Source organism: Actinomycetospora sp. NBRC 106378 (assembly GCF_030269685.1).
In the GTDB taxonomy this organism is placed as follows: domain Bacteria; phylum Actinomycetota; class Actinomycetes; order Mycobacteriales; family Pseudonocardiaceae; genus Actinomycetospora.
The window spans coordinates 481,444-506,365 of sequence record NZ_BSTT01000002.1 but is presented as its reverse complement, the minus strand read 5'-3'; the positions used below and the strand labels follow the sequence as shown (position 1 = coordinate 506,365).

The following is a 24,922-nucleotide window of genomic DNA, read 5'->3' as shown; positions in this document are numbered from 1 at the left end:
CCCCGCCGGGCCGCGATCTTTTCTGTCCTGAGGAACGCCGTCCAGCGGACGCCGTGTTCTGGCTTACAGAATCTTCTTCCTCCCCGAGGGGCTCCCGGCGAGTCTCGTCACCGACGACGAGGTGAGGAGCCCGCATGGACGCGGTCCAGACGCCGACCCGGACGGAGCCGGATTCCGGCCACCTGGCCGTGCGCGACCGGAGCTGGAACCTCCTGATCGGCGGGGAGCTCCGGCCGGCCACCGGTGGACGCACCTACGCCCGGATCAGCCCGTTCCTCGGCGAGCCGATCGCCACCGTCCCCGACGCGGGGATCGAGGACGCCGACGCCGCGGTCGCGGCGGCCCACGCCGCCCGCCGGATGTGGCGACTGACGCCGGCGCCGCAGCGGGCGGCCGCCGTCGTGGAGGCAGCGCGGATCATCGCCGAGCACGGCGAGGAGCTCGCCCTGCTCGACACCATCGACGCCGGGTCGCCGCTCGCGAACTCCCGCACGGACGTCCAGATCACGCTCGCCCAGGCGCGGCTGTTCGCCGGGCTCGCGCTGGAGATGAAGGGCGACACCATCCCGGCCAGCGCCGGCCTGCACCTCACCGTGCGGCAGCCGGTGGGCGTGGTGGTCCGGATCGTGCCGTTCAACCACCCGCTGATGTTCGCCGGCAAGATCTTCGCGCCGCTGGTGGCGGGCAACCCCACGATCCTGAAGCCGCCGGAGGTGGCCCCGCTCTCGGCGTTGCGGCTCGGGGAGCTGCTGCGCGACGTCTTCCCGCCCGGGGTGCTCAACATCGTCGTCGGCAACGGGCCGACCGTCCCGGACCGCCTGGTCCGGCACCCCGACGTCCGGCGGATCGGGTTCATCGGCTCCGAGCGCACCGGCCGGGCGATCCAGCAGGCCGCGGCCGCGTCCGGCATCAAGGACGTCAGCCTGGAGCTGGGTGGCAAGAACGCCATGGTCGTCTTCGCCGACGCCGACCTCGACGCCGCGGCCGACGCCGCGATCCGGGGCATGAACTTCACCTGGTCCGGCCAGTCCTGCGGGTCGAACTCCCGCCTGCTGGTGGAACGGTCGGTGCACGACGAGCTGGTGGACCGGATCGCGGACCGGCTGCGCGGGCACCGCCTCGGCGATCCCCTCGACCCGGCCTCCGAGCAGGGCACCATGATCGACCAGCGGCAGTACGACAAGGTCCTCGGCTACCTCGACACCGCGAAGCGCGAGGGCGCCACGGTCGTCACCGGGGGCGGCCGCCCCGAGGGCCGGCCGCACGGCCTGTTCATCGCCCCCACCGTGCTCACCGGGGTCCGGGAGGACCACACCGTCGCCCGCGAGGAGATCTTCGGCCCGGTCCTGTCGGTCCTCGCCTTCGACGACGAGGACGACGCCGTCCGGATCGCCAACGACTCGCCCTACGGACTGACCGCGGCCGTCTGGACCCGCGACATCGGCCGGGCCCTGCGCCTGGCCCACGAGCTCGAGGCCGGCTTCACCTGGGTCAACGACTCGGCGAAGCACTTCCCCAACGTGCCCTACGGCGGGGTCAAGGCCTCCGGTGTCGGTCGCGAGGAGAGCCTCGAGGAGCTCCTCAGCTACACCGAACTCAAGTCGATCAACATCTCCTACTGAAGGGCGCCATGAGCGACGACATCCGCGAGCTGGTCTCGCTCGCCTCCCGGGTCCTCGGTGCGGCCGACCACGACGACTTCATCTGGGGTCACGCGTCGGCCCGCGACCCCGAGGGGCGCGGCGCGTGGATCAAGCGCAGCGGCCTCGGACTCGCCGAGGTGAGGCCGGACGACGTGCACCTCGTCTCGCCCGACGGCGACGTCCTCGAGGGCGACGGGCCCCGGCACGTCGAGTTTCCCATCCACACCGAGATCCTGGCGGCGCGGCCCGATGTCGGAGGCGTCGTGCACTCCCACTCGCCGCACGCCGTCGCGCTGGCCGCCGCCGGCGTCGAGCTGCGCCCGGTGAGCCACGCCGCGACCTTCTTCGTGCCCCCGGCCGTCCCCGTCTTCACCGAGACCACCGACCTCATCCGCACGCGGGAGCTGGGCCGCTCGGTCGCGAAGACTCTCGACGACTGCTCGGGACTGTTCCTCGTCAACCACGGCCTCGTCACGGTCGGCCCCGACCTGCAGACGGCCACGTTCGCGGCCCTGCTCCTGGAGTCCGCCGCCGAGCAGATGCTGCGCACGCTCGCCTTCGGCGGCACCCCGCGGTGGACCGACGACGAGGAGGCGCTGGCCAAGCGCGAGCACATCTACCACCCCGCGGCCGTGCACTCCGCCTGGGACCACCTGGTCCGCGGGCTGTCGGCCTAGTCGCACTCCCATCGAACGAGGACGTCCATGGCCAAGCCACGCCACCACGACCCCGACCTGCTGAGCTTCTCCTACTTCTTCCCGACCGGGCAGACCGACCACATCTGGTCCGACGAGGCGGCCGCCGCCACGCCGACCCTCGAGCGGGACGTCTTCCTCGAGATGGCCCGCGCCGCCGAGGAGACCGGGTTCGACTCACTGTTCATCGCCGACACCTGGTCGGGCCACCAGCGGGAGGCCGAACGCCGCGGGCACCAGTCGCCGAAGTACCAGGCCCCGATGCTCGCCATGGGCCTCTTCGCGGTCACGCAGCACCTCGGCGTGATCACGACGATGCACACGAGCCACCACCGCCCCGCCCACGTGGCCCGGGCCGGGGCGACCCTCGACGCCTTCAGCGGCGGTCGGTGGGGCTGGAACGTCGTGACCGGGTTCGGCGACGCCGAGGCCCGTCTGTTCGGCGAGACCGCCATGGCCGGGCACGACGACCGCTACGCCTCGGCCGCCGAGTTCGTCGAGGTCGTCAAGCGGTTCTGGACCGAGGACGAGCCGATCGACCACCGGGGCCGGTTCCACACCGCCCAGGGGCGCATGAAGGCGCCGCGGCCGGTCCAGGAGCCGACGCCGCTGCTCGTCAGCGCAGGCGCCTCCCCGGCCGGCATGGCGTTCGCGGCCGAGCAGTGCGACCAGCTGGTGGTCGCGGGCAACACCGTCGAGAAGATCCAGGCCGTCGACCAGCGGCTCGAGGACCTGCTCGAGACACGGAGCCCGGCCCGGACGGTGAGCACCGCGCCCTTCTCCATCGTCATCGTCCGGGACGGCGAGGGCGAGGCCGAGGAGGAGTACGAGCGGCTCACCGAGACGCTGAACGTCGAGGCCACCAAGGAACTCGCCGCCGACATCCTCGGCGGCGTGGAGTCGATCCGGAGCGCCTTCGCCGGTCAGGACCCGCAGGAGGCCGCCAAGGCCTGGGGCAGCGGCCGCGGCATCCTGAAGTTCCTCGGTACGGCGGAACAGGTCACCGAGCAGCTCGTCGAGCTCAAGAAGGAGACCTCGACCCAGAACCTGCTCGTCAACTTCCCGCTGTGGAACCCGGACGAGGTCCGGTCCTTCCGCAGCGTCCTCGACCACTGCCGGGACGCCGGAATCTGGCTCCCGCCGAGCGAGCGGAGCTTCTCGTGGTGACACCGACGTCGACCACCCCCATGGTCGCGACCGACGACGGCGAGCTGGCCGGGCTGACCCCGGCCGAGGGCGTGCGCGCCTTCCTCGGCGTCCCCTACGCCGCCCCGCCCGTCGGCGACCTGCGGTGGCGTCCGCCGCAGCCCGTCGTCCCGTGGACCGGGACGCGGGACGCGACCGGGCACGCGCCCGCCGCGCCGCAGTTCCCGCCGCCGCCGAACTCGCTGTACTCCGGGGGCGAGCAGCGGTTCTCCGAGGACTGCCTGCACCTCGACGTCTGGACCGGCGCCGAGGGCGGGACCGGCCGCCCGGTCCTGGTCTGGCTGCACTTCGGCGCCTACCAGTTCGGGTCGGCGGGCAATCCGATCTACGACGGGACCTCGCTGGCCGCCGCGGGCGTCACGGTGGTCACCGTCAACCACCGGCTGGGCCGGCTGGGGTTCCTCGCGCACCCCGAGCTCACCGCCGAGTCCGGCTACGGCGGCTCCGGCAACTACGGCCTGATGGACCAGATCGCCGCCCTGCAGTGGGTACGGCGCCACATCGCCGCGTTCGGCGGCGACCCCGCCAACGTGACCCTCGGTGGTGTCTCCGCCGGCGGGCACAGCGTGCACAACCTGCGGAGCTCGCCCCTGGCCGCCGGGCTGTTCGACAAGGTCATCGTGTCGAGCGGTCCGGGGATGGGCCCGGCCCTCGACGGCCCCGGTCACCCTGCGAACCCCTCCACGCTCGCCGCGGGCGAGCAGGCCGGCGCCGAGCTGGCGCAGGCCCTCGGCGCGCCGACCCTCGCCGAGCTGCGGGCCCTCCCCGCGGAGCAGCTCATGGCCACCCAGCTGCCGCGGGCCGCGGGCCGCTGGTCGTTCGACCTCGTCCCCGGCGCGGAGGTCGGGCTGGCCCTGTTCGACACCGGCTACCCGGTCATCGACGGCCACGTGCTGCCGCAGGACCCGCTCGCGGCGTTCGTCGCCGGTGAGGTCGCCGACGTGCCGATGCTCGCGGGCAACACCGGCAATGAGGCCTCCGGGCTGCCCTACATCGGCACCCTCGCCGCGTACCGGGCCGACGTCGAGGAGGCCTTCGGCGATCTCGCGGCCGAGGTCCTGGACCTCTACCCGGCGACGACCGACGAGGAGGCGCAGCAGTCGAGCTGGGCCCTGCTCGCCGACCAGGTCTTCGTCTGGTCGACCTGGACGGCCGCCCGCCTGCACCACCGCCGGCTCACCTCGCCGGTCCGCTACCACCGGTTCCTGCGCGTGCCCCCGATCCCGGCGGGCTACGACCTCGTCGAGCGGGAGTACGCGGGCGCCTTCCACGGCGCCGACGTCCCGTACGCCTTCGGCACGCTCGACACCTGGGCCTGGGACTGGACCGACGCCGACCGGGCCCTCTCCGCGCGGGTGCAGCAGGCCTGGGTCGACTTCCTCCGGACCGGCGACCCGACCGCCTCCGGCGCGCTGGACTGGCCGACGCTCGGCGACGGCGTGCTCGCCCTCGACGTCGACCCCGGGCCGGGCGAGGAGCCGCACCCGGCCCGCATGGCGTTCTGGGACCGGTTCCACGGCGTGGCCGACGTGCTCGGCCGATGAGCGAGCCGACGAACGACGACGGAGGACACGACATGGCACCGATCAACGGCGCGGAGTCGCTGGTCCGCACGCTGGTGCGGCTCGGCGTGAAGGACGCCTTCAACATCGTCGGGCTGGGGCTGTTCCCCCTGGCCGAGGCGTTCTACGCGCACCGCGACGAGGTCCGCTACGTCTCGGCGCTCAACGAGACCAACCTGGGGCTCATCGCCGCCGGGTACGCCCGGGCGAACCGCTCGGCCGCGTTCGTCAACGTCTACCACGCCTCCGGGACCGGGCTCGGGATGATGGCGCTGACCACGGCGTGGGCCGACGGCGTGCCGCTGGTCTTCACCACCACCACGTCGAGCCGCGCGCTGGCCGGACGCGACCAGTACGCCGCCGTGCCGCGCGCGGTCACCGAGATGAGCGGCCAGTACACGAAGTGGAGCGCCGAGATCCCGTCCGCGGACCGGATCCCGGAGCTGGTGGAGCGGGCCTTCCAGATCGCGAACACCCCGCCCTACGGGCCGGTGCACCTGGCCTTCCCGATGGACGTCTGGCTCGAGCAGACCGAGGACGTCGAGCAGCGCCGGCCGACCGAGGTGCTCGCGGACGTCGTCGCGGCCCCCGCCGCCGTCGACCGGGTCGCGGAGCTGCTGCGCACCAGTACGCACCCGGTGATGGTCACGGGGGCGGAGGTCGCGCGCTACGGCGCCGTCGAGGCCACGGTGGCCCTCGCCGAGGCGCTCGGGGCGACGGTGCTGCACGAGGACAAGATCGCCGACCTGGGCTTCCCCACCACCCACCCGCAGTTCGCGGGTCGGCTCGGCGCCCACCGCGGCGTCGTCGACCGGGCGGACGTGCTGCTGCTGCTCGGGGTCGAGCTGACCGAGTCGGGGCTGACCCGACCGGTCGAGTTCGGCGACGCCACCACCGTGGTGCTCAGCCCCGACCCGATGCTGCTCACCCGCCAGCTCCGGCCCGACCTCGCCGTCCTCGGCTCCCCGCGCCCCACCCTCGAGGCGGTGACGGCCGCACTCGGTGCCGTTCCCGACGAGGTCCGGGACCGCCGGGCGGCCGCGGCGCGCGAGCTGCACGAGGCGCGGGACGCCCGCAACGAGCGGATCCGCGGCATCCGGTTCGACGCCGAGGAGCTGGCCATCGGCCGAATCCTCACCGAGCTCGAGGCCGCGATGCCGGCGGGCACGATCGTCGTGAACCACTGCGCGTCCGGGGAGCCGTTCGTGGAGGACCTCCTCCCCTACCCCGACACCGACACCTTCTTCGGCATCTCGAGCAAGGCCAGCGCGCAGGGCTGGGGCGGCCCGGCGTCGATCGGGATCCAGCTCGCCCGGCCCGACCGCCGGGTGGTGGCCCTGCTCGGCGACGGCGGGTTCATGTTCTCCTCCACGGCGATCTACGCCGCCGCCCAGCAGGACCTGCCCGTCGTGTTCGTCATCCTCAACAACGGCGGCTGGCGCGACATCGGCGCCCTCGCGACCGTCGCGAAGAGCCCGCTCGTCGATGCCGAGGACGTCATGGGCTGGACCTTCGGCGACCCGCCCATCGACCACGCGGCCTACGCCGCGAGCCTCGGGCTGGAAGGTCGCCGGGTCGCCACCCCGGGCGAGCTGCGTGCCGCTCTGGACAAGGCGTTCGCCGACCGCCGGGCCACGTTGATCGAGGTCGTGAACTCCCCCGAGGACGCCCACGAGTTCTCCCGCGTCTTCACCCAGGCCGACGACTGAGTCGCCGCTTCCCGAGAGGAACGACCACCCATGGCACCTGACCGGCTGTCGATCGGCTACTTCTTCCCCGCGGGCCAGACGAACCACGTCTGGTCCGACGAGGCCGCCCGCCGCACCCCCCGGCTCAACAAGGAGAACCTGCTCGAGCTCGCCCGCACCGCCGAGCAGGTCGGCTTCGACTCGCTGTTCATCGCCGACAACTGGTCGGGTCACCAGCGGGCGGCCGAGGTCGCGGGCCACCAGTCCCCCGCCTACCACGCCCCGCTGCTCGCCATGGGCATCTTCGCCGTCACCGAGCGGATCGGCGTGGTCTCCACCTTCCACACCACCCACCACCAACCCGCGCACGTGGCCCGGATGGGCGCGACGCTCGACTCGTTCAGCTCCGGGCGCTGGGGCTGGAACGTGGTCACCGGGTTCTCCGACGCCGAGGCCGCCCTGTTCGGCGCGGAGTTCGTCGAGCACGACGAGCGCTACGCGATGGCCGCCGAGTTCGTCGACGTGGTCGAGCGGCTCTGGACCGAGCACGAGCCGATCGACCACGACGGGCGCTACTACCGGCTCAGGGGCCGGATCAAGGCGCCGCGGCCGGCGAGCGACCCGCGACCGCACCTGGTCAGCGCCGGCGCCTCCACCGCAGGCACGGCGTTCGCCGCGAACTACTGCGACGAGCTGGTCACCCTCGCGAAGGACGACGACGCCCTGCGCGGCGTCGGCGAGCGGCTCGCCGGGCTCACCGCCGGCAACGGACGCGACGTCTCGGTGACCCCGTTCGCGATCGCCCTCGTGCGCGAGAACGAGGGCGAGGCAGAGGAGGAGTACGCGCGCCTGCTGGAGTCGCTGAACCACGAGGCGGCGTGGGAGATCGCCGGCGACATCCTCGGCTCGATCGAGTCGGCCCGGGCGATGTTCGACAAGCTCGGCGAGGACAAGGCGGTCCGCGCGCTGGGCAGCGGCGAGGCGATGCTGCAGCTGGTCGGCACCCCGCAGCAGGTCGCGGAGCGTCTCGTGCGGTTGACCGGGCAGGACGTGCGGAACATCCTCATCAACTTCCCGCTGTGGAGCCCGGCCGAGCTGCAGGGGTTCCGGGCGGTGCTCGACCTGCTCGACGACGCGGGGGTGCGGTCGCACCCGCAGCCCGGCGACCGCCCCTGGTGATCGCACACGAGAGCGGGGCCACCCTGAGGGTGGCCCCGCTCTCGCACGTCGGGGGCAGGGTCAGCGGGCGGTGACCCCGCCGTCGACCATCAGCGTGGTCCCGGTGACGTAGGAGGCACGGTCCGAGGCCAGGTAGGACACGGCCTCCACGACGTCGTCGGGAGTGGCGTAGCGCCCCATCGGTACCTGCGCGAGGAGATCCCCGGAGGCGGCCGCCCGCGCCTCGGCACCCGCGCCCCGCATCGGGGTCTCCAGGAACCCGACGCCCACCGCGTTGACCCGCAGCCGCGGGGCGTACTCACAGGCCAGGCCCCGGGCCAGGGCCTCCACCCCGGCCTTGCTGGCCGAGTACACCGAGGCTCCGGGCATGCGGCCGAAGCGGGACGCGTGGCTGCTCAGGAACACGATGCTCCCCGAGGGCATCCGGTCGGCGGCCAGCGCGGCGACCCGCGCCGCGCCGGCCAGGTTCACCTCGAGCGTGCGGGCCATCCGTTCCCCGGCCGCCTCGCGCCCCGGCGCGGGCAGGAGCACCCCGTGCGCCAGGACCACCGTCGAGAGCGGGGCGAGCCGCTCGGCCGCGTCGAGGCAGGCCTCGACGCTCGCCGGGTCGGTGACGTCGAGCGGGTGGTGGTGCACCACGTCCGGCACGGTGGCCGCGCCGGACCGGTCGGCCGCGACCACCACGTGGCCGTCCGCCCGGAACCGACGGCACAGGGCGGCACCGAGGGATCCGGTGCCGCCCGTGACCAGGACGGAGGACGTCCTCACCGGCCCGCCGTGCGCGGCAGCGCGAGACCGGCGACCAGGGTGATCAGCGCGACGGCGACGATGTAGAACGACGGCGAGATCGCGAGCCCGGTGGTGCTCACCAGCAGCGTCGCGACGTACCCGCCGGCGCCGCCGAACACCGCGACCGAGATCGCCGACGCGATCGAGACCAGCGCTCCCCGGCGCTGCGTGCCGAACAGTTCGCTGATGGTGGCGGTGCCGGCACCCGCGATCATGCTCGTCGGGACCGCGAAGACGACCTGGACCAGGACCAGCGTGCCGAACGAGGGCAGCGCGACCAGGAGCGCGAACAGCGGCACCGGGAGCACGACGAAGGCGACGGCCGAGCCGACGATGAGCGGACGGCGCCCGACCCGGTCGGACAGGTGCCCGAAGACCGGGATGAGGGCCACCGCGAGGACGCAGCCGATCGCGGTCGCCCACAGGGCCGAGGTCGCCGGGACCTTCGCGAACGTGGCGGCGAAGGTCGGCATGTAGTTGATCGTCACGAACGACGTGACGGCCCACAGCGCCACGACCCCCAGGGCCAGGACGAAGGCCCGACCGACCGGGACCGAGGACTCCGTCCGCGTCTCCGCACCGGTCGCGCGGGCCCGCTCCAGGTCCTCGAACTCCGGGGTCTCCCCGACGGTGCGCCGCAGCACCAGCACGACGAGCGCGAGCAGCGCCCCGAGCAGGAACGGGATCCGCCACGCCCACTCCCGCACCGCGTCCGGCCCGACGACGGAGGTCAGCAGCGACACCACGAGGATGCCGAGCAGCAGGCCACCGTAGGTGCCGACCTGGTGGAAGCTGCCGTAGAGCCCGCGCCGGCCCCGGCTGGCCCACTCGGTGAGGAAGACCGCGGCGCTGCCGAACTCGCCGCCCGCGGAGAACCCCTGCATGAGCCGCCCGAGGACGATCAGGGCGGGCGCGACGGCGCCGATGCTCGCGTAGGTGGGGCTGAGTCCGATGACGAGCGAGCCCGCGGCCATGAGCAGCATCGACAGCAGCATCACGAACCGGCGCCCGCGGCGGTCGGAGACCGGGCCGAGGACGAGCGCGCCGATCGGGCGCGCGACGAAGCCGACCGCGAACACGGCGAACGAGGCCAGCAGCGCGGCGACCGGGTCGGTGCCCGGGAAGAACGCGGCACCGATCGAGGCGGCGAGGAAGCCGTAGACGGTGAAGTCGTACCACTCCATGACGTTGCCGAGCGTGCCGAGGACGGCCGAACGCGTGCGGCCCGCCGCGGGCCGGGAGGTGGAGGGGGGCGCCGTACGCGTCGTCATCGCGGGTCTCCTGCATCGTCGGGGAAAGCCAGGACGAACGGTACGAGCGTTCCGCTCGACGCCCGATACAGTTCTGATGTGAAGAACAAGCCGGGCTACGGGATCGAGTCGGTGGACCATGCGCTCCGCCTCGCGCTCCTGTTGCAGCAGGAGGGGGCGCTGCGCGTGACCGACGCGGCGCAGCGGCTCGACGTCGCCCGGTCCACCGCGCACCGGCTGCTCGCGATGCTCGTCTACCGGGACTTCGCCGAGCAGCAGCCCGACCGCCGGTACGTGGCCGGGCCGGTGCTGCGGCGCTCGGCGCCGTCGGAACCGGCCGCCGTCCTGCGGGGCATCGCGCTCCCGCATCTCGAGGCGCTCACCGCCCGCACCGGGGAGACCAGCAACCTCATGGTGGTCGTCGCGGACGAGGCCCGCTTCGCGGCGACCGTGGAGTGCGGCCACACGCTGCGCGTCGGGGACCGGGAGGGGCGCGCACTGCCCGCCCACCTCGTGTCGGGCGGCCGCGCGGCCCTGGCCGCCCGGGACCCCGAGGAGGTCCGCGCGCTCTACGCCGACACCGACGTCGACGTCGACGTCGACGTCGACGTCGAGGCCCTGCTGCGCGACCTCGCGCGGGTCCGGCGGCAGGGGTTCGCGCTCAACGACCAGCGGACCGAGACGGGCGTGACCGCCATCGGCCGCCGGGTGGAGGGTCCCCCCGGCTCCCCCGCCCTGGCGATCTCGCTGGCGATGCCCACCGTGCGCTACGACCGGCACCAGCTCACCGAGTGGGTGCGCCAGCTGACCGTGACCGCCGCGCGCATCGGCGAGGACCGCACCCGCGTCGAGCAGCTCGGTTAGGTTGTGGCCGTGCAGCCGGGGGCCGAGGACCAGGTCGCGCCCCGCTACCCGCTGGAGTCCGTGGACCGGACGCTGCTGCTCCTGCGCCTGCTCGCCGACCGGCGCGAGGTCTCCCTCGCCGAGGTCCGCGAGCACCTCGGCGTCGGGCAGTCGACGGCCCACCGACTGCTCGCGATGTTCGTCTACCGCGGGTTCGCGGTGCAGGACCCGGTCTCGCGGCGCTACCGGCCGGGACCCGCGTTCGCCGACCTGGGCCGGGCCGCCGGCGCCGATCTCGACCTCGCGGGCGTCGTCCGCCCGGTGCTCGTGTCGCTCGCCGCGGAGACCGCGGAGACCGTGCACCTCGGGGAACTCGTCCGCACCGACGTCCGCTACGTCGACGTGATCGAGAGCGCGTCGACGCTGCGGGTGGCGAGCCGGGTCGGCCAGACCCGCGACGCCCACGCCACCAGCGTCGGCAAGGCCATGCTCGCGACCCGCGACGACGACGCCGTCCGCGCGGCCTACCCCGGCGGCGTCCTCCCGGCCCGGACCCCGCGCACCCTGACCGACGTCGACGCGCTCCTCGCGGAGCTCCGGCGGGTCCGCTCCCGGGGCTACGCCCGCAACCGGGGAGAGGTGGAGCCCGGCGTCTGCTCGGTCGGGGTGGCGATCGTGCACCCGGACCGCGGTCTCCTCGGCGGACTCAGCGTCGCGACCCCCGAGGCGCGCTGGAGCACCGCGCTCGAGCGGGAACACGTCGCGGCGCTGCGCACGGCCGTGGCCGCGGTGGTCGAGGCGATCCCGGCGGCCACCGGGGGCTGACCTCGCCGTCGTGGGCGCCGGCACAGACCGGGCACGGCATGCTGCGCCCCGTGTCCGAGATGCACCCGATGCCGGAGCTCCGTGACCGCGTCGGGGCGTGGCTGCTGCTCGGCCTCGCCGTCGTCGCGCTCGCTACCTTCGCCCTGCACGGGCAGCCGGTCCCGGTCGCCGATGTCGTCCATCCCGCGGCGGCCGCCACCACCATCGGCCTGCTCGTCCTGGTCGGCCTCCTCGTGCTCGCGGTCGAGTCGCTGCGGGCCGAGCAGCTCGCCTGGCCTCGGCGGCGCGCGGTCCGTCTCCCGCTGACCCTCGCGCTCCTCGCTCAGATCGCCCTCGTCCTGCTCGGGGCGCAGCCGCTCGTCGCCGGTGCCGCGATCGTCGTCGGCGTCGTCGCCCTCGCCGTCGCAGCGGCCCGACTGGTCCGCCTCGAACCTGCGCGCACCCTCCGCCTGCGCCTCACGTTGCACGGCCCGGTGTCCCTGGCCCTCGGGTGGACCGCCGCCCTGACTCCGGCCGCCGGGGAGCTGCTCGGAGCGGGCCTGGGGCCGGGCGGCGGCGAGGCGTCGGTGCTCCTCGCGTGGGCGGCGGTGTTCGCGCTCGCGATCTCCGGCACCTGGGTCGTCGAGCGCGTGCGGGCCCCGGCGCCCTTCGCGGCAGCGCTGGTGTGGGGCCTGGTCTGGATCCTCCCCGGCGGACCCGAGTGGATCGTGACGCCCGTTCTCGTCGCGGTGCTCGCCACGGTGTGGGTCCTGGTCCGCCGACTCACCCGCGGCGGGCCACCGACCTGGTCGAGCGCGTTCGCCTGATCGTGCTTCCCGACGGCGGGTGGGGTCTGCTCGTCCGCGCGGTCAGGACCGCGCCAGCCACCCCGCGGCCGCCCGCAGGAACTCGTGGAGATCGGTGAGGTCACCCAGTCGCTCGACCACGATCCCGTCGTCCACGTCGACGTACTCGTGGACCAGCACGTTGCGGCCGGCCGCCGCTCCGAGACGGTCCGCGAGGGGCTGCTCGAGGACGCCGTGACGTCCCAGGAGACGAACCGCATGGCCGTTGTCGGACGGCGGCCCCCAACCCTCCGACGCACCCCGTGGCCCGCGCATCCCGCGCGAGAGCCGCAGCCGATCGCGCGGGCACCGTCGGCCCCACGCCGGCGGCGTCAACCCCGCCCGTCGTCCTCGACCCGATCTCGCCTGGACGCGGACGAGGATCGGACCAGACGCAGACCGAGCGTGAGGAGCGAGCAGCCCGAGACCTCGGCCAGGGCAAGCGCAGGCAGGTTCGTACAGGGTCACCGAACCATGCAGCTCCCAGGCGCGGGTCGCCACGACCTCGTGACCCACGTACTCGATCGCGGCGTCCAGCAGGTCCGCGTGCGCCAGTCGCACCACGTCATCGGAGACGCCCGCCCGAAGTGCGACGCGCCGCAGGATGTCGGCGGCCTCGAACGCCATCAGGTGCGGAACGATGAGGTCCCGACGCGACGACGGGCCGGGCCCACCGACCGACCTCGCCGTTGTCGATCGGTGCGGCGACGACGACCGACGCGTCGAGGACGAGCGTCACCGCCGGTCCGCGTCGCGGTGATTCAGGATCGTCTCCACGTCCAGCAGGGTCCCCGTGGTCTCGACCCGCGTCCTCACCCGCTCCAGCAGCGCCTCGCCGCTCGGGCGGCGCGCCATCTCAATGAGCTCCCGCCTGAGGTGCTCCTGCAGGGAACGTCCCGCACGAGCGGCGCAGGACGCCAACTCGACCCGCACCTCGTCCGGAACGTCCCGCACGGTGATCGACGTCGCCATGCCTGCATTGTCCATGCGGTAGCTGCAGTCGGACCCCGGCGAGAAGCGCGGCCTGCTTGCGCGCGTCGTTGTCTCGAGCGGCGTCAGCGCACCTGACGGACTCGTCCGCTGTCACCCCACGCGGCGTCGGCGGTCCATACCGTCGCGTTCAGGCGCTCCGCGGTGGCGAGGCAGAGACGATCGGCGAGGGACAGCCCGCTCCCTGCACGCCAGAACCGAGCCGCGAGTTCGGCGTCGTCGACCGTCACCGGCTCCACGATCACCCCGTAGCTGTCGAGCACCCCGCGCGCCAAGGACCAGTCGGCCGATCGAGACCGCACCTTCTGGGCGGTCTCCGACCAGTTGGCGGCACTGCACCGCCCGCCGTCGGTCAAAGCCCCTTCGACCAGGTCGGCGCCGCTCTCCCCCTGCAGGAAGCACAGCAACGCCGAGGAATCGAAGAGGTTCACCGGTCGTCCTCCGCCGCCGAGGCGCGGCGCTCGTCGAGCAGTTCGTCGACCAGATCGTCGCCCTGCAACTGCCGGCGCACCAGGTCGCGGGCCCGCTCGCGCGTGGTCACGACGATCCCCATCGCCGTCTCCACCAGGAGCAGCGGCGAGCCCGCCGTGAGCCCGAGACGCTCCCGCAACTCGACCGGAACCACGATCCGACCGCGGTCGCCCATCGACACGGCGTGCGTCCCACCCACCATGTCAAGGTACCACTGCGAGGTGCTCCTCCCACATCGACCGACGGGCCTGACCGACGCCTCCGACGCCTCCGACGCCTCCGACGCCTTCGACGCCGATTGCCCGATATCTCCCGACCACGACCTCTTCGCTCGTCCGGCGTAATCGCTGCCTACCGACGGCCCAGCGGCCCCGACTCGTTGTCGGAACGACGCCCCACGGCTGGACCGGGCCCTTCCGCCACCGGCCGTGTCCCGCTTGAGTCTCATCAGGGGAGCGAGGGGGGCCGCGATGACGTGGTGGCAGGAGCTCGGGCGTCGGCGGGAGCGGAAGGCGGCCGCGCGACGTCAGGAGCGGCTGGACGCGCTCCTCGACCACGGGTCGGGGGACCGCGATCGTGACGAGGTGGCGGCCTGCTACCGGGATGTGCTGCTGGACGCGTTGCGCCACGACCCGCCTTCGGCCGTACGCCTCCACCGGGAGACCGGCATCCGCCGCCTGCACGCCGAGGAGCGCGCACTCGCCTTCGGACCCGACCAGGAGGGGCCGCTGCGCGCGGCAGCGGAGGGCTGCGAGGACCTGGACGCCCTCGTGACCGTCGTCGAGGTCGCCGATGACGGTCGTCTGACCTGGCTGCGCGACGACGTGCTCGCCCGTCTCCTGCCTCAGCTCGCCAGCGGCGATCCACACCGGTTGACCGATTTCCTCCGCGAACTGGCCCGCCGAGGTCTCGTCACCTCCGAGCGACTACGAACGGCCGTCGAACTCCACCTGCGCCGTCACAAGCTCGCCGAGAGCGCCGAGGGCTGGCAGGCCGTCTTCGACGGTGTTCCCTCCGCGGCCCTGCCGTGGCTCTTCGACGTCGCGGAGTTCCTCGACCGCGGACGGTGGGCGGCCGAGCTCGCCCGCACACCCTCGGAACGACGGCGTGCCTTCCGGTCGTGTCTGGCGTCGGACCACGCCGACGACCTCGCCGTCGCCCTCGACCTCGCCCGCGGGCTGGAGGACGACGAGGGTCGCGCCACTGCTCGTCGCCGACTCGTCGACGCGTTGATCGCCGGGAACCGCGCCGACGAGGCGCTACCCCACCTCGAAGCGCTGAACGAGTGGGAGCGGATCGTCGAACTGCACCAACGGTCCGGTCGGTGGGAGGAAGCCCTCCAGGGGTGCGCACGGCTCGAGGACGCGACATCGGCAGCGTGGGTCGCGCGCCTCGCCGACCCCGTCCTCGACCGGGTCGACGCGCTGGTCACGACCGCACAATTCGGAGACGGGGCCGGGCTCGCCGCCGCCCTCGTCGCTGCCTCGTCCTCCGACGGGCCGTTGCAGGACCGGGCGCGGTCCACCCTCGCAGCAGTTCGCGGCAGGGTCCGGGAGCACTATCGCACGCGCCTCCGCGACTGCGGCTTCGAGGAGCGCGCCGGCCTCCTGCTCGAGTACAGCGAGGTCGAGGAGCGCGCCGGCGATCCCGTCTCGGCCGCCCGCCTGGCGGAGGAGGGCGGGAATCGCTACCGCGCAGCACGGTTCTACATCGACGCCGGACGTCACGGCGACGCTTATGCGGTCTACGACGGCGACAGCTCGCCCGACGCATGCATCGCACGAGCCAGGGCGCGCGAGGCGGGCGGCGACCTGCTGGGAGCAGCCGTCGAGCTACGGCGGGGTGGGGACCTGGAGGGTGCTGCGGAGCGCTACGAACGGGCCGGTGATCCGGCAGCGGCCATGGACTGCTGGGCCGAACGGCTCGGCCCCGAGGCAGGTGCGTCGGCCGCCTTCGTCCGGTGCGCAACCGACGCGGGCCGGTTCTCGGAACTCGCCGACGCCTGTCTGATCGCGGTCGACCACCAGGGGTTGGACAGCCCGGCGTTGGGCCACCTCCGCGATCTCGTGCGCGCCCGTGGGCACCTCCTCGCCCCCGAGACGGCGGCCCGGGCGCGGGGACGGCTCGGGGAGGCGGAGGCCGACGACCGCGCCCGGCTCGTCGCAGCTCTGCCCCAGTTGCTCGGTCGTGCGCGCCGTGAGGTCGATCGGCGATTCTCCGACATCTGGGCGCTCGACCTCGGCACGTCGACGAGCGTCGTGGCCGTCTACGACCGAGTGGCAGGTGAGGCGGTCCCGTGTCGCCTGCGTGGTCGCGACCGCTTCCCGTCGTCCCTCGCGGTGGAGCGGACAGGCGAGGAAGTCATCGGCCTGGAACGGGAGGAGGAGCTCAACGACCGGGTGATCGCCGTGATCCGCGGGGCGAAGCGCTTCATGGGGACCCGTCGCCGATGGCAGGTCCGATCCCGGCACCTCACCCCCGAGGACGTGTCTGCTCGCTTCGTCCACCATGCGCGGACGATCGTCGAGGGGCACCTCGCGGACCACGTGCGCGAGCGCGTCGCCGAGTTGGCCCGCGCCGAGCTCGGGATCGAGGTTCGCGACGGATGGCTCGACGAGCTGGCAACGGACCATCCGTTCCGGGTCGATCGGAAGAAAGTCGTCGTCACCGTGCCGGCCTTCTTCCACAACAACCAGAAGAACGCCACCCGGGACGCCGGGTCGATCGGCGAGGTCGAGGTCGTGCGTCTGATTCACGAACCGACCGCCGCATGCCTCGCAGCGCACCGGGGACGCAGAGACCTCGGCGAACGCGTCGTCGTCGTCGACCTGGGCGCGGGCACGCTCGACCTGAGCGCACTCGAGATCGGTGACGGGGTCTACGACGTCCAGCTCGTCGACGGCGACACCTCGTTCGGTGGCGCCGACCTCGACTCCGCCGTCGTCGAAGCGCTCGTCGCGCAGGTGGAGCGACAGGGGTTGAAGATCTCGGCCGCCGGTCGCCGACGACTCGAGGTCACGGCAGAGCGCATGAAGGTCCGGCTCTCCTCCGAGGCAGAGGTCACCGAGGTCCTGCCCGGATTCTCCGGGGGGCAGGAGGCCACGCTCTCGTTGACCCGCGCCGGGCTCGACGGCATCCTCGCTGCCCCCCTGGAACGCCTCGCGACGGTCTGTCGCCGCTTCCGCGCCGAGCTCCGCCGGGCCGCATGGCCGTCGGATGCGACGGCCGTGCTCGTCGGAGGCCCGTTTCTCGCCCCGGCCACCCAAGCCGTCGCCGAGGAGGCACTCGGGATGCGCACCGTGCGGGTGGGCGACCCGACCCTGGCGGTCGCCCGGGGAGCCGCGCTCTACGGCGCGGTTCTGTCCGGCGACCTCAAGGAGATGCTGCTCCTCGACGTCGTGCCCCTCAGTCTGGGGCTCCGGGTGAAGGGCGAGGAGCGGGACGGGGAGTTCAAGGACCTCATCCCGGCTGCGACCACGATCCCGACGAAGCGCTCGGAGACCTTCACGACCGCCGAGGACGACCAGCAGGCGGTCGACATCGAGGTGTTCCAGGGCGGCAGCCTCACCCCGGCGGCCAAGATCGCCGACTTCCGCCTCGACGGCATCCGGCGCGCCCCGCAGGGAGTGCCGCAGATCGAGGTGACGTTCGAGATCGACGCCGACTGCATCCTCACCGTCACCGCCACCGACCTCGAGACGAAGAAGTCCAGGTCGGTGTCGGTCCGGGACACCACGCTGCTGGCGCCGCAGCAACGGCAGCGGATGCAGGAGGCCTTCGTCGAACGACGGACCCGAGAGCAACGGCGGTCGGAGGTGCGCGAGCAACTCGTCACCGTCGAGGCGGCCCTCGGCGACACCGAGGCGCTGCTCCGGGAATGGCGGCTGCGGCGGGATGCGCATCACGCGACCTCCGCCCATCCCGACCGGGACACTGCTGCGCTGCTGGCCGACATGTTTCGCACCGGTTCCGAGGTCGAGCACGAGCTCTCGTCGCTCGATCTCCGGCTCCGGGCACTCGCAGACCGGGCGAGCGGCGTCGTCGGCACGGCGATCGACGAGACGACCGACGACGACGAGGCCGGGATCGCCACCGAGCTCCGCGCCCACGCCGAGCGCCACCGCGCGCTCCAGGACACGGTCGCTGCCTGGAACTCGGCCCTCATCGCGGTCCGGATCGCGGACGACGACCCGATCTCCGCGTTCGTCCGGCACCACGACGCCGACGCTCACCGCCGTGCGCTCGCCGTCTGGGACCGGGTCGATGCGGAACTCCGGTCCGCCGCTCTCCGGCGCCGACACCTGGACTGCCTGGCCGCGGTCGGTCTGCGCGAGGAGTACGACGCCGCACTCGATGACCTCGGAGCCGGCGACCCCGAGAGAATCCGCGAGTCCGTCGTCGTTCTCGACGACGCCGAGGGGGACGTGGTGGCGCTCGGTGTGCCGGTCCTGCCGGGCCTGCTCGTCGTCGGGGGCGTGCCGGGCGCGGGCACGACGCTGCGGCTGGCCGAGCGACGATTCCGGTTGGAGCGGCCGGTGCGTGTCCGCGCCGGACTCGCCGCGCTGTCGCTGCACGCGGCGACTTCCGTCCCTCCGGCCCGGATCGCCTACCCGGCCCTGCTCAGGGTCGGCGACCGCCTCGTGGTCGTCCCCGTGAGCGGCGGACCGACCGTGGAGGCCGTCGTGCAGAACCTGGACGAGCGCGAGGGCCGCACGACAGCCGCCCTGACCTTCTCCCGAGCAACGCCCGAGGCCGCGCTGGTCCTCACCCCGGCCGGCGAGGTGGTGAGCACGTTGCTGCCCACCCGCGACGAACGGATCGCGGCAGTCATCGACACCTGGGGCGAGGTCCCGCAGCTCGTTCTCAGTGCCCAGCAGGACCCGTGGAACTGGTGACCGTGAGTTCGACTGTCGCACCGCTGCTCCACCGGCGCCGACGCGCTCCGTCCGATCTATGCTCCCTCCCGGCGCGGGGGCGTGGATCGGCATGGGGCGTGGATGACGGGGGATCTGTTCGGGCCGTACCGGGTGGGCGCCCGGCTCGGCAAGGGCGGGATGGGCGAGGTCCACGAGGCCGTGGACACCGTGAAGGAACGCACCGTCGCGCTCAAGCGCCTGCACGCCGACGACCAGGACGACCCCGACGTCCGCGAACGCTTCCGCCGCGAGTCCCGCATCGCCGCGCGCCTGGACTCCCCGCACGTGGTCCCGATCCACGACTTCGGCGTCATCGACGGCCGCATGTTCATCGACATGCGCCTGGTCCGGGGCCGCGACCTCGGCGCGCTGATCCACGCCGAAGGTGCGCTCCGACCGGACCGGGCCGTGCACATCGTCGAGCAGGTCGCCGACGCGCTCGACGCCGCGCACCAGGCCGGAATCGTCCACCGCGACGTCAAGCCGTCCAACGTCCTGCTCGCCGCCCGCGACTTCGTCTACCTCGCCGACTTCGGCATCGTCCACGTCCGCGAGGCCACGGAGCAGCCCCGCCTCACCGCCACCGGTTCCACCCTCGGCACCCCCGCCTACATGGCCCCCGAGCAGCTGCGTGCCGACCCCTTCGACCAGCGCCTCGACGTCTACGCCCTGGGCTGCGTGCTCTTCGAGGCCCTCACCGGCCGCCCACCGTTCGTCGGCGAGCGCATGGCCGTGATGCTCAGCCACCTCAACGACGCCCCGCCCCGCCCCTCCTCCCTCGCTCCGATCCCGACCGGGCTCGACGACGTCGTCCTCTCCGCCCTCGCCAAGTCCCCCTCGGGCCGCTTCCCGACGACGGGTGCTCTCGCCTCCGCCGCGGCGGAGGTCGTGCGGCGGGACGCGAAGGCGGCGGAGTCGCTCACCGAGGCGCGCACCTTCGAGACCACGCCCTCCATGCCAGCTCCGCCACGCCCCCGGGTCCCGCTCCGCACCCCGCCCCGCCACGCCACTCCTCCGCGGCCCGTGCCCCTTCCCGACGGCGGGCCCCGCGACCCGGGTGCGGACGCCACCGGTCCCATTCCGAAGCAGCCGGCACCGCCACTCGAGCGGCGCGCCGCCGACGCACCGGAGACAGCACCGGCTCGCGCACGCGTCGGCCTGGTCGCCCTGGTCCTCGCCGTCGTCGTCCCTCCGGTGGGCGCGGTGCTCGGCTTCCTCGCCCGCCGACGGGGTCAGACGAAGCAGGGCACCGCGGCCCTCGGGATCGGCGCGGTCCTGACCGTCGTCGCCGTCATCGCCACGATCCTGTTCCTGCGCACACCCGCCGTCCCCGCCTCGACGGTCGAGGCGCAGATCGTGGCGCAGTCCGGCCTGGCAGCGAGTCAGGTGTCGTGTCCCGACTCGCTGCCTGCCCAGGTCGGCGCGTCGGTGACGTGCACCGTCTCCAACGGCGGCCGGACGCAGCAGCTCCGGGCGTCGGTGACCAGCGTGAACGACCGCCAGGTCACCTTCGACATCATCGCGGAGTAGTCGAGCCGTCACTCGTTCGTGAAAGTCGCTCGGTCTCGGAAAGAGAACGACAACGACACGTAACTGTTTCGCGGCACGATCCGATCACCAATCACACGGCCGGGGGGTGAGCCGTGGTGAAGGGGGACGTGCATGACGAGGACCAGCGACGGAGCGCCCGAGCCCGTCACCGAGCACCTGCGGGGCGCCGACCTGCGTGCTCGTGCGCCGCAGTCGGCCATCCCGACCCAGGGCGGTCCTCCCCTCCCGCCCCGCTCCGGCCCGTTCCCTGTCGGGCCACGCGTCCTCGGTCCGCCCAGCGGACCCGCCATGCGCTCTCCGCTGATCACCCCGCAGGGTCGCCCCACGCCGCAGCACCCCTCCGGCGAGCAGACGCCCCTGTCCGACGACGGCTCAGCCCCGGTGGCCGTCCGCCTCGCTGCCTGGTGGCGCCGCGCCGTCGAGGCCGCGAAGACCCCGGCCGGCCGCCGGTCCCTGATCAGCGCGATCGCTGTCGTGCAGGTCTTCCTCCTGTTCGGCACCGCGATGTGGCTGGTGGGCGGGACCTCGACCGCCATCGCCTCGTCGTCGATCGCCCCGATGACCTGGACCGGAGTCGTCCACGACACCGGGCCGGCCGGCGTCTTCCTGCGTTCCGAGGCGCGCGTCGACCCGGCGACGGCCAAGGACAGCGCGGGCCCGGGTTCCCGTCTGGCTGTCACCTGCGGCCAGACCGGCGACGACGTCCGGAACGGCTCGATCCACACCGCGACCTGGCTCAAGACCACGGACGGCCTGTTCGTCTCCATGCTTTATGTCCGCGTCCCCGACCGGCAGTCCATCCCGAGCTGCGCCGACTCCACCGTCGACGCCCCGCTGCTCGCTCTCGCCGACCCGGCCAATCCCGACCTCCCGCCGCCCCCCGGAACGTCGCTGTCCGACAACCAACGGTCCGGCTCGCGTGCCGCGACGGCGGGCGGAGCAGTCAAGCCGAACGTTGTCGCCGCGCCCGCGCCAGCAATTCCCGCCGCGCCGGGTGTCCAGCGAGGTCAGGTGGTGGCGCCGCCCGCCCAAGCGACGGCGAGCAATCCGGCCAACACCGGCGGGACCCCCTCCACGGAGGATCACCCGAAGGACAACACTCCGCCTCCCGCACCGAATGCCGGCACAGGCACGGGTGTCGGCACCGGTCAGGGTGCGCCCGCGACCCAACCACCCGCGACCCCGCCCGGTCCAGTCGGCTGAGCCGCCACCTACCTCGCCGCATCCGAGTCGTCCCGACTCGGTTCCACGACAGGGAAGTCGATGACCCAGCTCGACGAGTCGGCTGATCGCGCCCGCGCGGCCCCGATCGCCCCCCTCGAGGTCCGTACCCACGACCGGCGTGCACACGTGCACCCCGGCAGTCCGTTCACCATCGGCCGCGACGAGTCGGCCGATCTCCAGGTCATCGGCCCCGAGGTGTCGCGGCACCACGTCCGCATCACCCACGGTCCGCAGGGCTGGATCGTCGAGGACACCAGCCGGAACGGCACGTTCGCACAGCAGCGACGCGTCACGACGGAGGTCGTCCGGGGCTCGCTCACGGTCGCGCTCGGAGCAAAAACGGGAGCACCCCAGGTCCACCTCGTCCTCACCCCGGTCCCCCGGCACACCCCGCCGCGACCGCGCACGCCCTACATCTCCGAGGCCGCACAGCGCAGCTCGAGGCAGGGCCGGTTCGAGGCCGTCCACGACCTCCGCACCACACCCGCCGCCCTGACCATCGGCCGCGACGAACGCAACGACGTCGTCGTACAGGACCTCCTCGCGAGCCGCTTCCACGCGGAACTCCGGCGCGAGGGCAGCCGCTGGGTCATCCAGGACCTGAACAGCTCCAACGGGACCTTCCTTAACGGGACCCGCACCCGCCGTCAGGAACTGGGACCGGCGGACGTGGTGGGCATCGGGCACGTCCTGCTGCACCTCGAGGGCGACCGGCTCGTCGAGTACGTCGACACCGGGGCCGTCGGATTCCGCGCGGAGGGCATCGGCGTCCGCACGCCGAAGGGCAAGCAACTGCTCTCCAACGTGACGTTCGCGCTCGAGTCGAAGAGCCTGCTCGCGGTGGTCGGGCCGTCCGGCGCGGGCAAGTCGACGCTGCTCCGAGCCCTGACCGGATTCCGACCCGCCGACGAGGGCCGGGTCGAGTACGCGGGCCGCGACCTCTACGCCGACTACGACGAACTTCGGCAGCGCATCGGGCTCGTCCCGCAGGACGACATCCTGCATCCGCAGCTGAGCGTCCGGAAAGCACTGAGCTACGCCGCCGAACTCCGCTTCCCCGACGACGTCGCCCCAGAGGAACGCCAGCGACGCATCGCCGAGGTCATCCACGAGCTGGGGCTCACCGGGCAGGCCGACCAGCCCATCCACACGCTCTCCGGTGGGCAGCGGAAGCGGACGTCCGTCGCCCTCGAACTCCTCACCCGCCCGTCGCTGCTGTTCCTCGACGAGCCGACGTCCGGGTTGGACCCGGGGCTCGACAAGTCGGTCATGCGCACGTTGCGCGGGCTCGCGGACGATGGCCGGACGGTCGTGGTCGTGACCCACAGCGTCGCCAACCTCGACCTCTGCGACCGGCTCCTGCTCCTCGCACCCGGCGGAGAGGTCGCCTTCTTCGGGCCGCCCGAGGAGGCGCTCGCCTACTTCGGGAAGACCGACTTCGCCGACGTCTTCCTCCTGTTGCAGGAGCACTCCGACTGGGGCGACCGGTTCCGCCGCTCCCCCGCCCACGCGCGCTACGTGGGACGCCCAAGCGCCCCACCCCAGCCGACGCAGCAGACCTCCGCAGGCACGCCGGCGAGAAGGCAGCAGTCGGTCCGGAGGCAGTTCGCCGTCCTCGCGCGCCGCTACCTCGCGGTCATCGCCGCCGACCGGCAGTACCTGATCTTCATGGCCGCGCTCCCCCTGGTGCTGAGCGTCCTCGCGCACGCCCTGCCCGGGGAGGCAGGCCTGTCGATGACCGAACAGATGCGGGGTGCAGCCGGGGCACCCCACCTGTTGTGGCTGGTCCTCGTCGTGGGCGCGGCGCTGATGGGCTCCGCCGCCTCCATCCGGGAGCTCGTGAAGGAACGCGAGATCTATCGTCGGGAACGGGCCATCGGGCTCTCCCGCGGCGCGTACCTGACCTCGAAGCTCGTCGTCCTCGGCGCCATTGTCGGGGTGCAGGCGATCGTGCTCGGCATTCTCGGGACCATCGGTCGGCCACCACCGGACGACCCGGTGCTGCTGGGCAGCGGCGTCGCGGAGATCGTCGTGGCGCTCACGCTGCTGACGGCGGCGAGCATGGCGGTCGGGCTCGCAGTGTCCGCGCTGATCGACAACGCCGACCGTGGCATGCCGCTGCTCGTGCTCCTCGCGATGCTGCAGTTCATCCTGTCCAGCGCGCTGATGCAGATCGGCGAGCGCCCGGGGCTCGGTCAGCTCGCGTGGCTCGTCCCGGCCCGGTGGGGATTCGCCGCCGGCGCGTCGACGATCGGCATCCCGACCGGCCCCGCCGCGCGCCCCTTCGACCAGCCCGACCCGCTGTGGGACCACACCGCCGGGGCCTGGCTCGCGGACCTGACCGCGCTCGCCGTCGTGACCGCGCTCTTCGTGGCGCTCGCGTGGTGGCTGCTCCGCCGGCTCGACCCGGCCCGGCGATGAGCGCGCCGCCCGTGAACGCCCCCGTCATCCGTGCCGCGGACGGTCGCACGCTCGAGGTGATCGACCGTCTCGTCGTCGGGCGGGACGAGACCTGCGCACTGTCGTTCCCGACCGAGGCCCGCCTCTCGCGCCGCGCGCTCGCCGTCCTCCCGACCGGGGGTGGAGCGGTCCTCACCTGCCTGAGCCGCACCCACGGCCTCGTCGTCGACGCCGACGGGGCGCTGTCCCGTCTCCCTCCGGCCTCCGACGACGGCGCGGCTGGCGGCTACGTCCTGACCCGCGGCTCCGCCACCGTCACCGGCCCCTCGTGGGGCGCCTCCCCGTTCGTCGTGACCGTCACCGCGACGAGCGCCGCACCCGCCGTCCTGACGATGGACCCGACCGGCACCGCGACCCGCGAACCGGTCCGGCTGCGCACGCACACCAAGGAGTTCGTCACCGCCCTCATGCTCTGCCGGCACCGGTTGCTCGACGCGACCGACCTGGCGCCGCCCCCGGAGGTCCCGCAGCTCACACGCGCCGTCCTCGAGGCGACCAACAGCTGGCACCTCGTGCACGTCCTCGACACCGACGAGGCCGCCCGCCGCCGGCTGACCGGCCGCATCCACGAACACCTCAAGGCGCTGCGGGTCAAGCTCGTCCGGGGTGGGCTGGCCGAACGCGGCGCGCGCCTGACCCCGTCGGTGATGGTCGACCTGCTGCTCGCCTGCGGCGCGATCACCCGCTCCCACCTGCGGCTTCTCGATGACGAGGCCTGGTTGCGCACCCAGGAGGCGCAGTGGTGGGACGCGTGATGACCACCCCTGAGCTCGGGGATGGGACCCGCACGCCGATGTTCCTAACGT

Annotated in this window: 20 protein-coding genes; 14 read left to right on the top strand and 6 right to left on the bottom strand. The window is 73.2% G+C overall.

Translation table 11 applies throughout. The features are described from left to right. Positions 1-134: 134 nt before the first annotated feature. Genes QSK00_RS06725 through QSK00_RS06700 form a run of 6 tightly spaced genes read left to right on the top strand, consistent with a single transcriptional unit; the run spans position 135 to position 7,973 of the window. Positions 135-1,622 carry an aldehyde dehydrogenase family protein gene (locus QSK00_RS06725; RefSeq protein ID WP_285588855.1) on the top strand — a complete coding sequence of 496 codons (1,488 nt, stop codon included), beginning with the start codon at positions 135-137 and terminating at the stop codon, positions 1,620-1,622. Between the two features lie 8 nt (positions 1,623-1,630). Further along, the gene (locus QSK00_RS06720) at positions 1,631-2,320 is read left to right on the top strand and encodes a class II aldolase/adducin family protein (RefSeq protein WP_285588852.1); all 690 of its coding nucleotides are present in this window, start codon (positions 1,631-1,633) and stop codon (positions 2,318-2,320) included. Between the two features lie 27 nt (positions 2,321-2,347). Further along, positions 2,348-3,505: an LLM class flavin-dependent oxidoreductase gene (locus QSK00_RS06715; RefSeq protein WP_285588851.1), complete on the top strand. Its 1,158-nt coding sequence runs from the start codon at positions 2,348-2,350 to the stop codon at positions 3,503-3,505. Then, on the top strand, positions 3,499-5,088 hold the full coding sequence (locus QSK00_RS06710; protein ID WP_285588850.1) for a carboxylesterase/lipase family protein: 1,590 nt from the start codon (positions 3,499-3,501) through the stop codon (positions 5,086-5,088). Before QSK00_RS06715 ends, QSK00_RS06710 begins: the two co-directional genes overlap by 7 nt. A 32-nt stretch (positions 5,089-5,120) precedes the next feature. Then, on the top strand, positions 5,121-6,815 hold the full coding sequence (locus QSK00_RS06705) for a thiamine pyrophosphate-binding protein (RefSeq protein ID WP_285588849.1): 1,695 nt from the start codon (positions 5,121-5,123) through the stop codon (positions 6,813-6,815). A 30-nt stretch (positions 6,816-6,845) separates the two neighbouring features. Continuing rightward, positions 6,846-7,973 (top strand): LLM class flavin-dependent oxidoreductase, encoded by a 1,128-nt coding sequence (locus QSK00_RS06700; protein WP_285588848.1) that lies wholly within the window; start codon positions 6,846-6,848, stop codon positions 7,971-7,973. 60 nt (positions 7,974-8,033) lie between these two features. Here the strand turns inward: QSK00_RS06700 and QSK00_RS06695 are convergent, their stop codons facing one another. Next, complete coding sequence (locus tag QSK00_RS06695) at positions 8,034-8,741, bottom strand: SDR family NAD(P)-dependent oxidoreductase (protein ID WP_285588847.1); 708 nt, start codon at positions 8,739-8,741, stop codon at positions 8,034-8,036. Then, positions 8,738-10,033, bottom strand: a complete 1,296-nt coding sequence (locus tag QSK00_RS06690; protein WP_285588846.1) for an MFS transporter — start codon at positions 10,031-10,033, stop codon at positions 8,738-8,740. The genes QSK00_RS06695 and QSK00_RS06690 overlap by 4 nt, the downstream gene beginning before the upstream one ends. A gap of 78 nt (positions 10,034-10,111) precedes the next feature. Between QSK00_RS06690 and QSK00_RS06685 the strand changes: the two genes are divergently transcribed. Genes QSK00_RS06685 through QSK00_RS06675 form a run of 3 tightly spaced genes read left to right on the top strand, consistent with a single transcriptional unit; the run spans position 10,112 to position 12,486 of the window. After that, positions 10,112-10,876 carry an IclR family transcriptional regulator gene (locus QSK00_RS06685; RefSeq protein ID WP_285588845.1) on the top strand — a complete coding sequence of 255 codons (765 nt, stop codon included), beginning with the start codon at positions 10,112-10,114 and terminating at the stop codon, positions 10,874-10,876. A gap of 9 nt (positions 10,877-10,885) precedes the next feature. Further along, positions 10,886-11,680 (top strand): IclR family transcriptional regulator, encoded by a 795-nt coding sequence (locus QSK00_RS06680; RefSeq protein WP_285588843.1) that lies wholly within the window; start codon positions 10,886-10,888, stop codon positions 11,678-11,680. Between the two features lie 50 nt (positions 11,681-11,730). Beyond that, on the top strand, positions 11,731-12,486 hold the full coding sequence (locus QSK00_RS06675) for a hypothetical protein (protein WP_285588841.1): 756 nt from the start codon (positions 11,731-11,733) through the stop codon (positions 12,484-12,486). A gap of 42 nt (positions 12,487-12,528) precedes the next feature. Here the strand turns inward: QSK00_RS06675 and QSK00_RS06670 are convergent, their stop codons facing one another. The 4 genes from QSK00_RS06670 to QSK00_RS06655 form a co-directional block, all read right to left on the bottom strand. After that, a complete protein-coding gene (locus tag QSK00_RS06670) occupies positions 12,529-12,780 on the bottom strand; it encodes a DUF86 domain-containing protein (protein ID WP_285588839.1) in 252 nt (83 codons plus the stop codon). A gap of 459 nt (positions 12,781-13,239) precedes the next feature. After that, on the bottom strand, positions 13,240-13,476 hold the full coding sequence (locus tag QSK00_RS06665) for a FitA-like ribbon-helix-helix domain-containing protein (protein ID WP_285588837.1): 237 nt from the start codon (positions 13,474-13,476) through the stop codon (positions 13,240-13,242). A gap of 83 nt (positions 13,477-13,559) precedes the next feature. Then, positions 13,560-13,925 (bottom strand): type II toxin-antitoxin system VapC family toxin, encoded by a 366-nt coding sequence (locus QSK00_RS06660; protein WP_285588836.1) that lies wholly within the window; start codon positions 13,923-13,925, stop codon positions 13,560-13,562. After that, on the bottom strand, positions 13,922-14,164 hold the full coding sequence (locus QSK00_RS06655) for an AbrB/MazE/SpoVT family DNA-binding domain-containing protein (RefSeq protein WP_285588834.1): 243 nt from the start codon (positions 14,162-14,164) through the stop codon (positions 13,922-13,924). Before QSK00_RS06655 ends, QSK00_RS06660 begins: the two co-directional genes overlap by 4 nt. Positions 14,165-14,435: 271 nt before the next feature. Between QSK00_RS06655 and QSK00_RS06650 the strand changes: the two genes are divergently transcribed. The 5 genes from QSK00_RS06650 to QSK00_RS06630 all read left to right on the top strand — a co-directional run bounded on the left by QSK00_RS06650 (position 14,436) and on the right by QSK00_RS06630 (position 24,871). After that, complete coding sequence (locus QSK00_RS06650) at positions 14,436-18,860, top strand: Hsp70 family protein (protein ID WP_285588832.1); 4,425 nt, start codon at positions 14,436-14,438, stop codon at positions 18,858-18,860. 102 nt (positions 18,861-18,962) lie between these two features. Next, positions 18,963-20,411 carry a protein kinase domain-containing protein gene (locus tag QSK00_RS06645; protein ID WP_285588831.1) on the top strand — a complete coding sequence of 483 codons (1,449 nt, stop codon included), beginning with the start codon at positions 18,963-18,965 and terminating at the stop codon, positions 20,409-20,411. Between the two features lie 495 nt (positions 20,412-20,906). Then, a complete protein-coding gene (locus QSK00_RS06640; protein ID WP_285588829.1) occupies positions 20,907-21,635 on the top strand; it encodes a hypothetical protein in 729 nt (242 codons plus the stop codon). Between the two features lie 60 nt (positions 21,636-21,695). Beyond that, positions 21,696-24,077 (top strand): ATP-binding cassette domain-containing protein, encoded by a 2,382-nt coding sequence (locus QSK00_RS06635; protein ID WP_285588827.1) that lies wholly within the window; start codon positions 21,696-21,698, stop codon positions 24,075-24,077. Continuing rightward, complete coding sequence (locus QSK00_RS06630) at positions 24,074-24,871, top strand: hypothetical protein (RefSeq protein WP_285588826.1); 798 nt, start codon at positions 24,074-24,076, stop codon at positions 24,869-24,871. Before QSK00_RS06635 ends, QSK00_RS06630 begins: the two co-directional genes overlap by 4 nt. Positions 24,872-24,922: the final 51 nt, after the last annotated feature.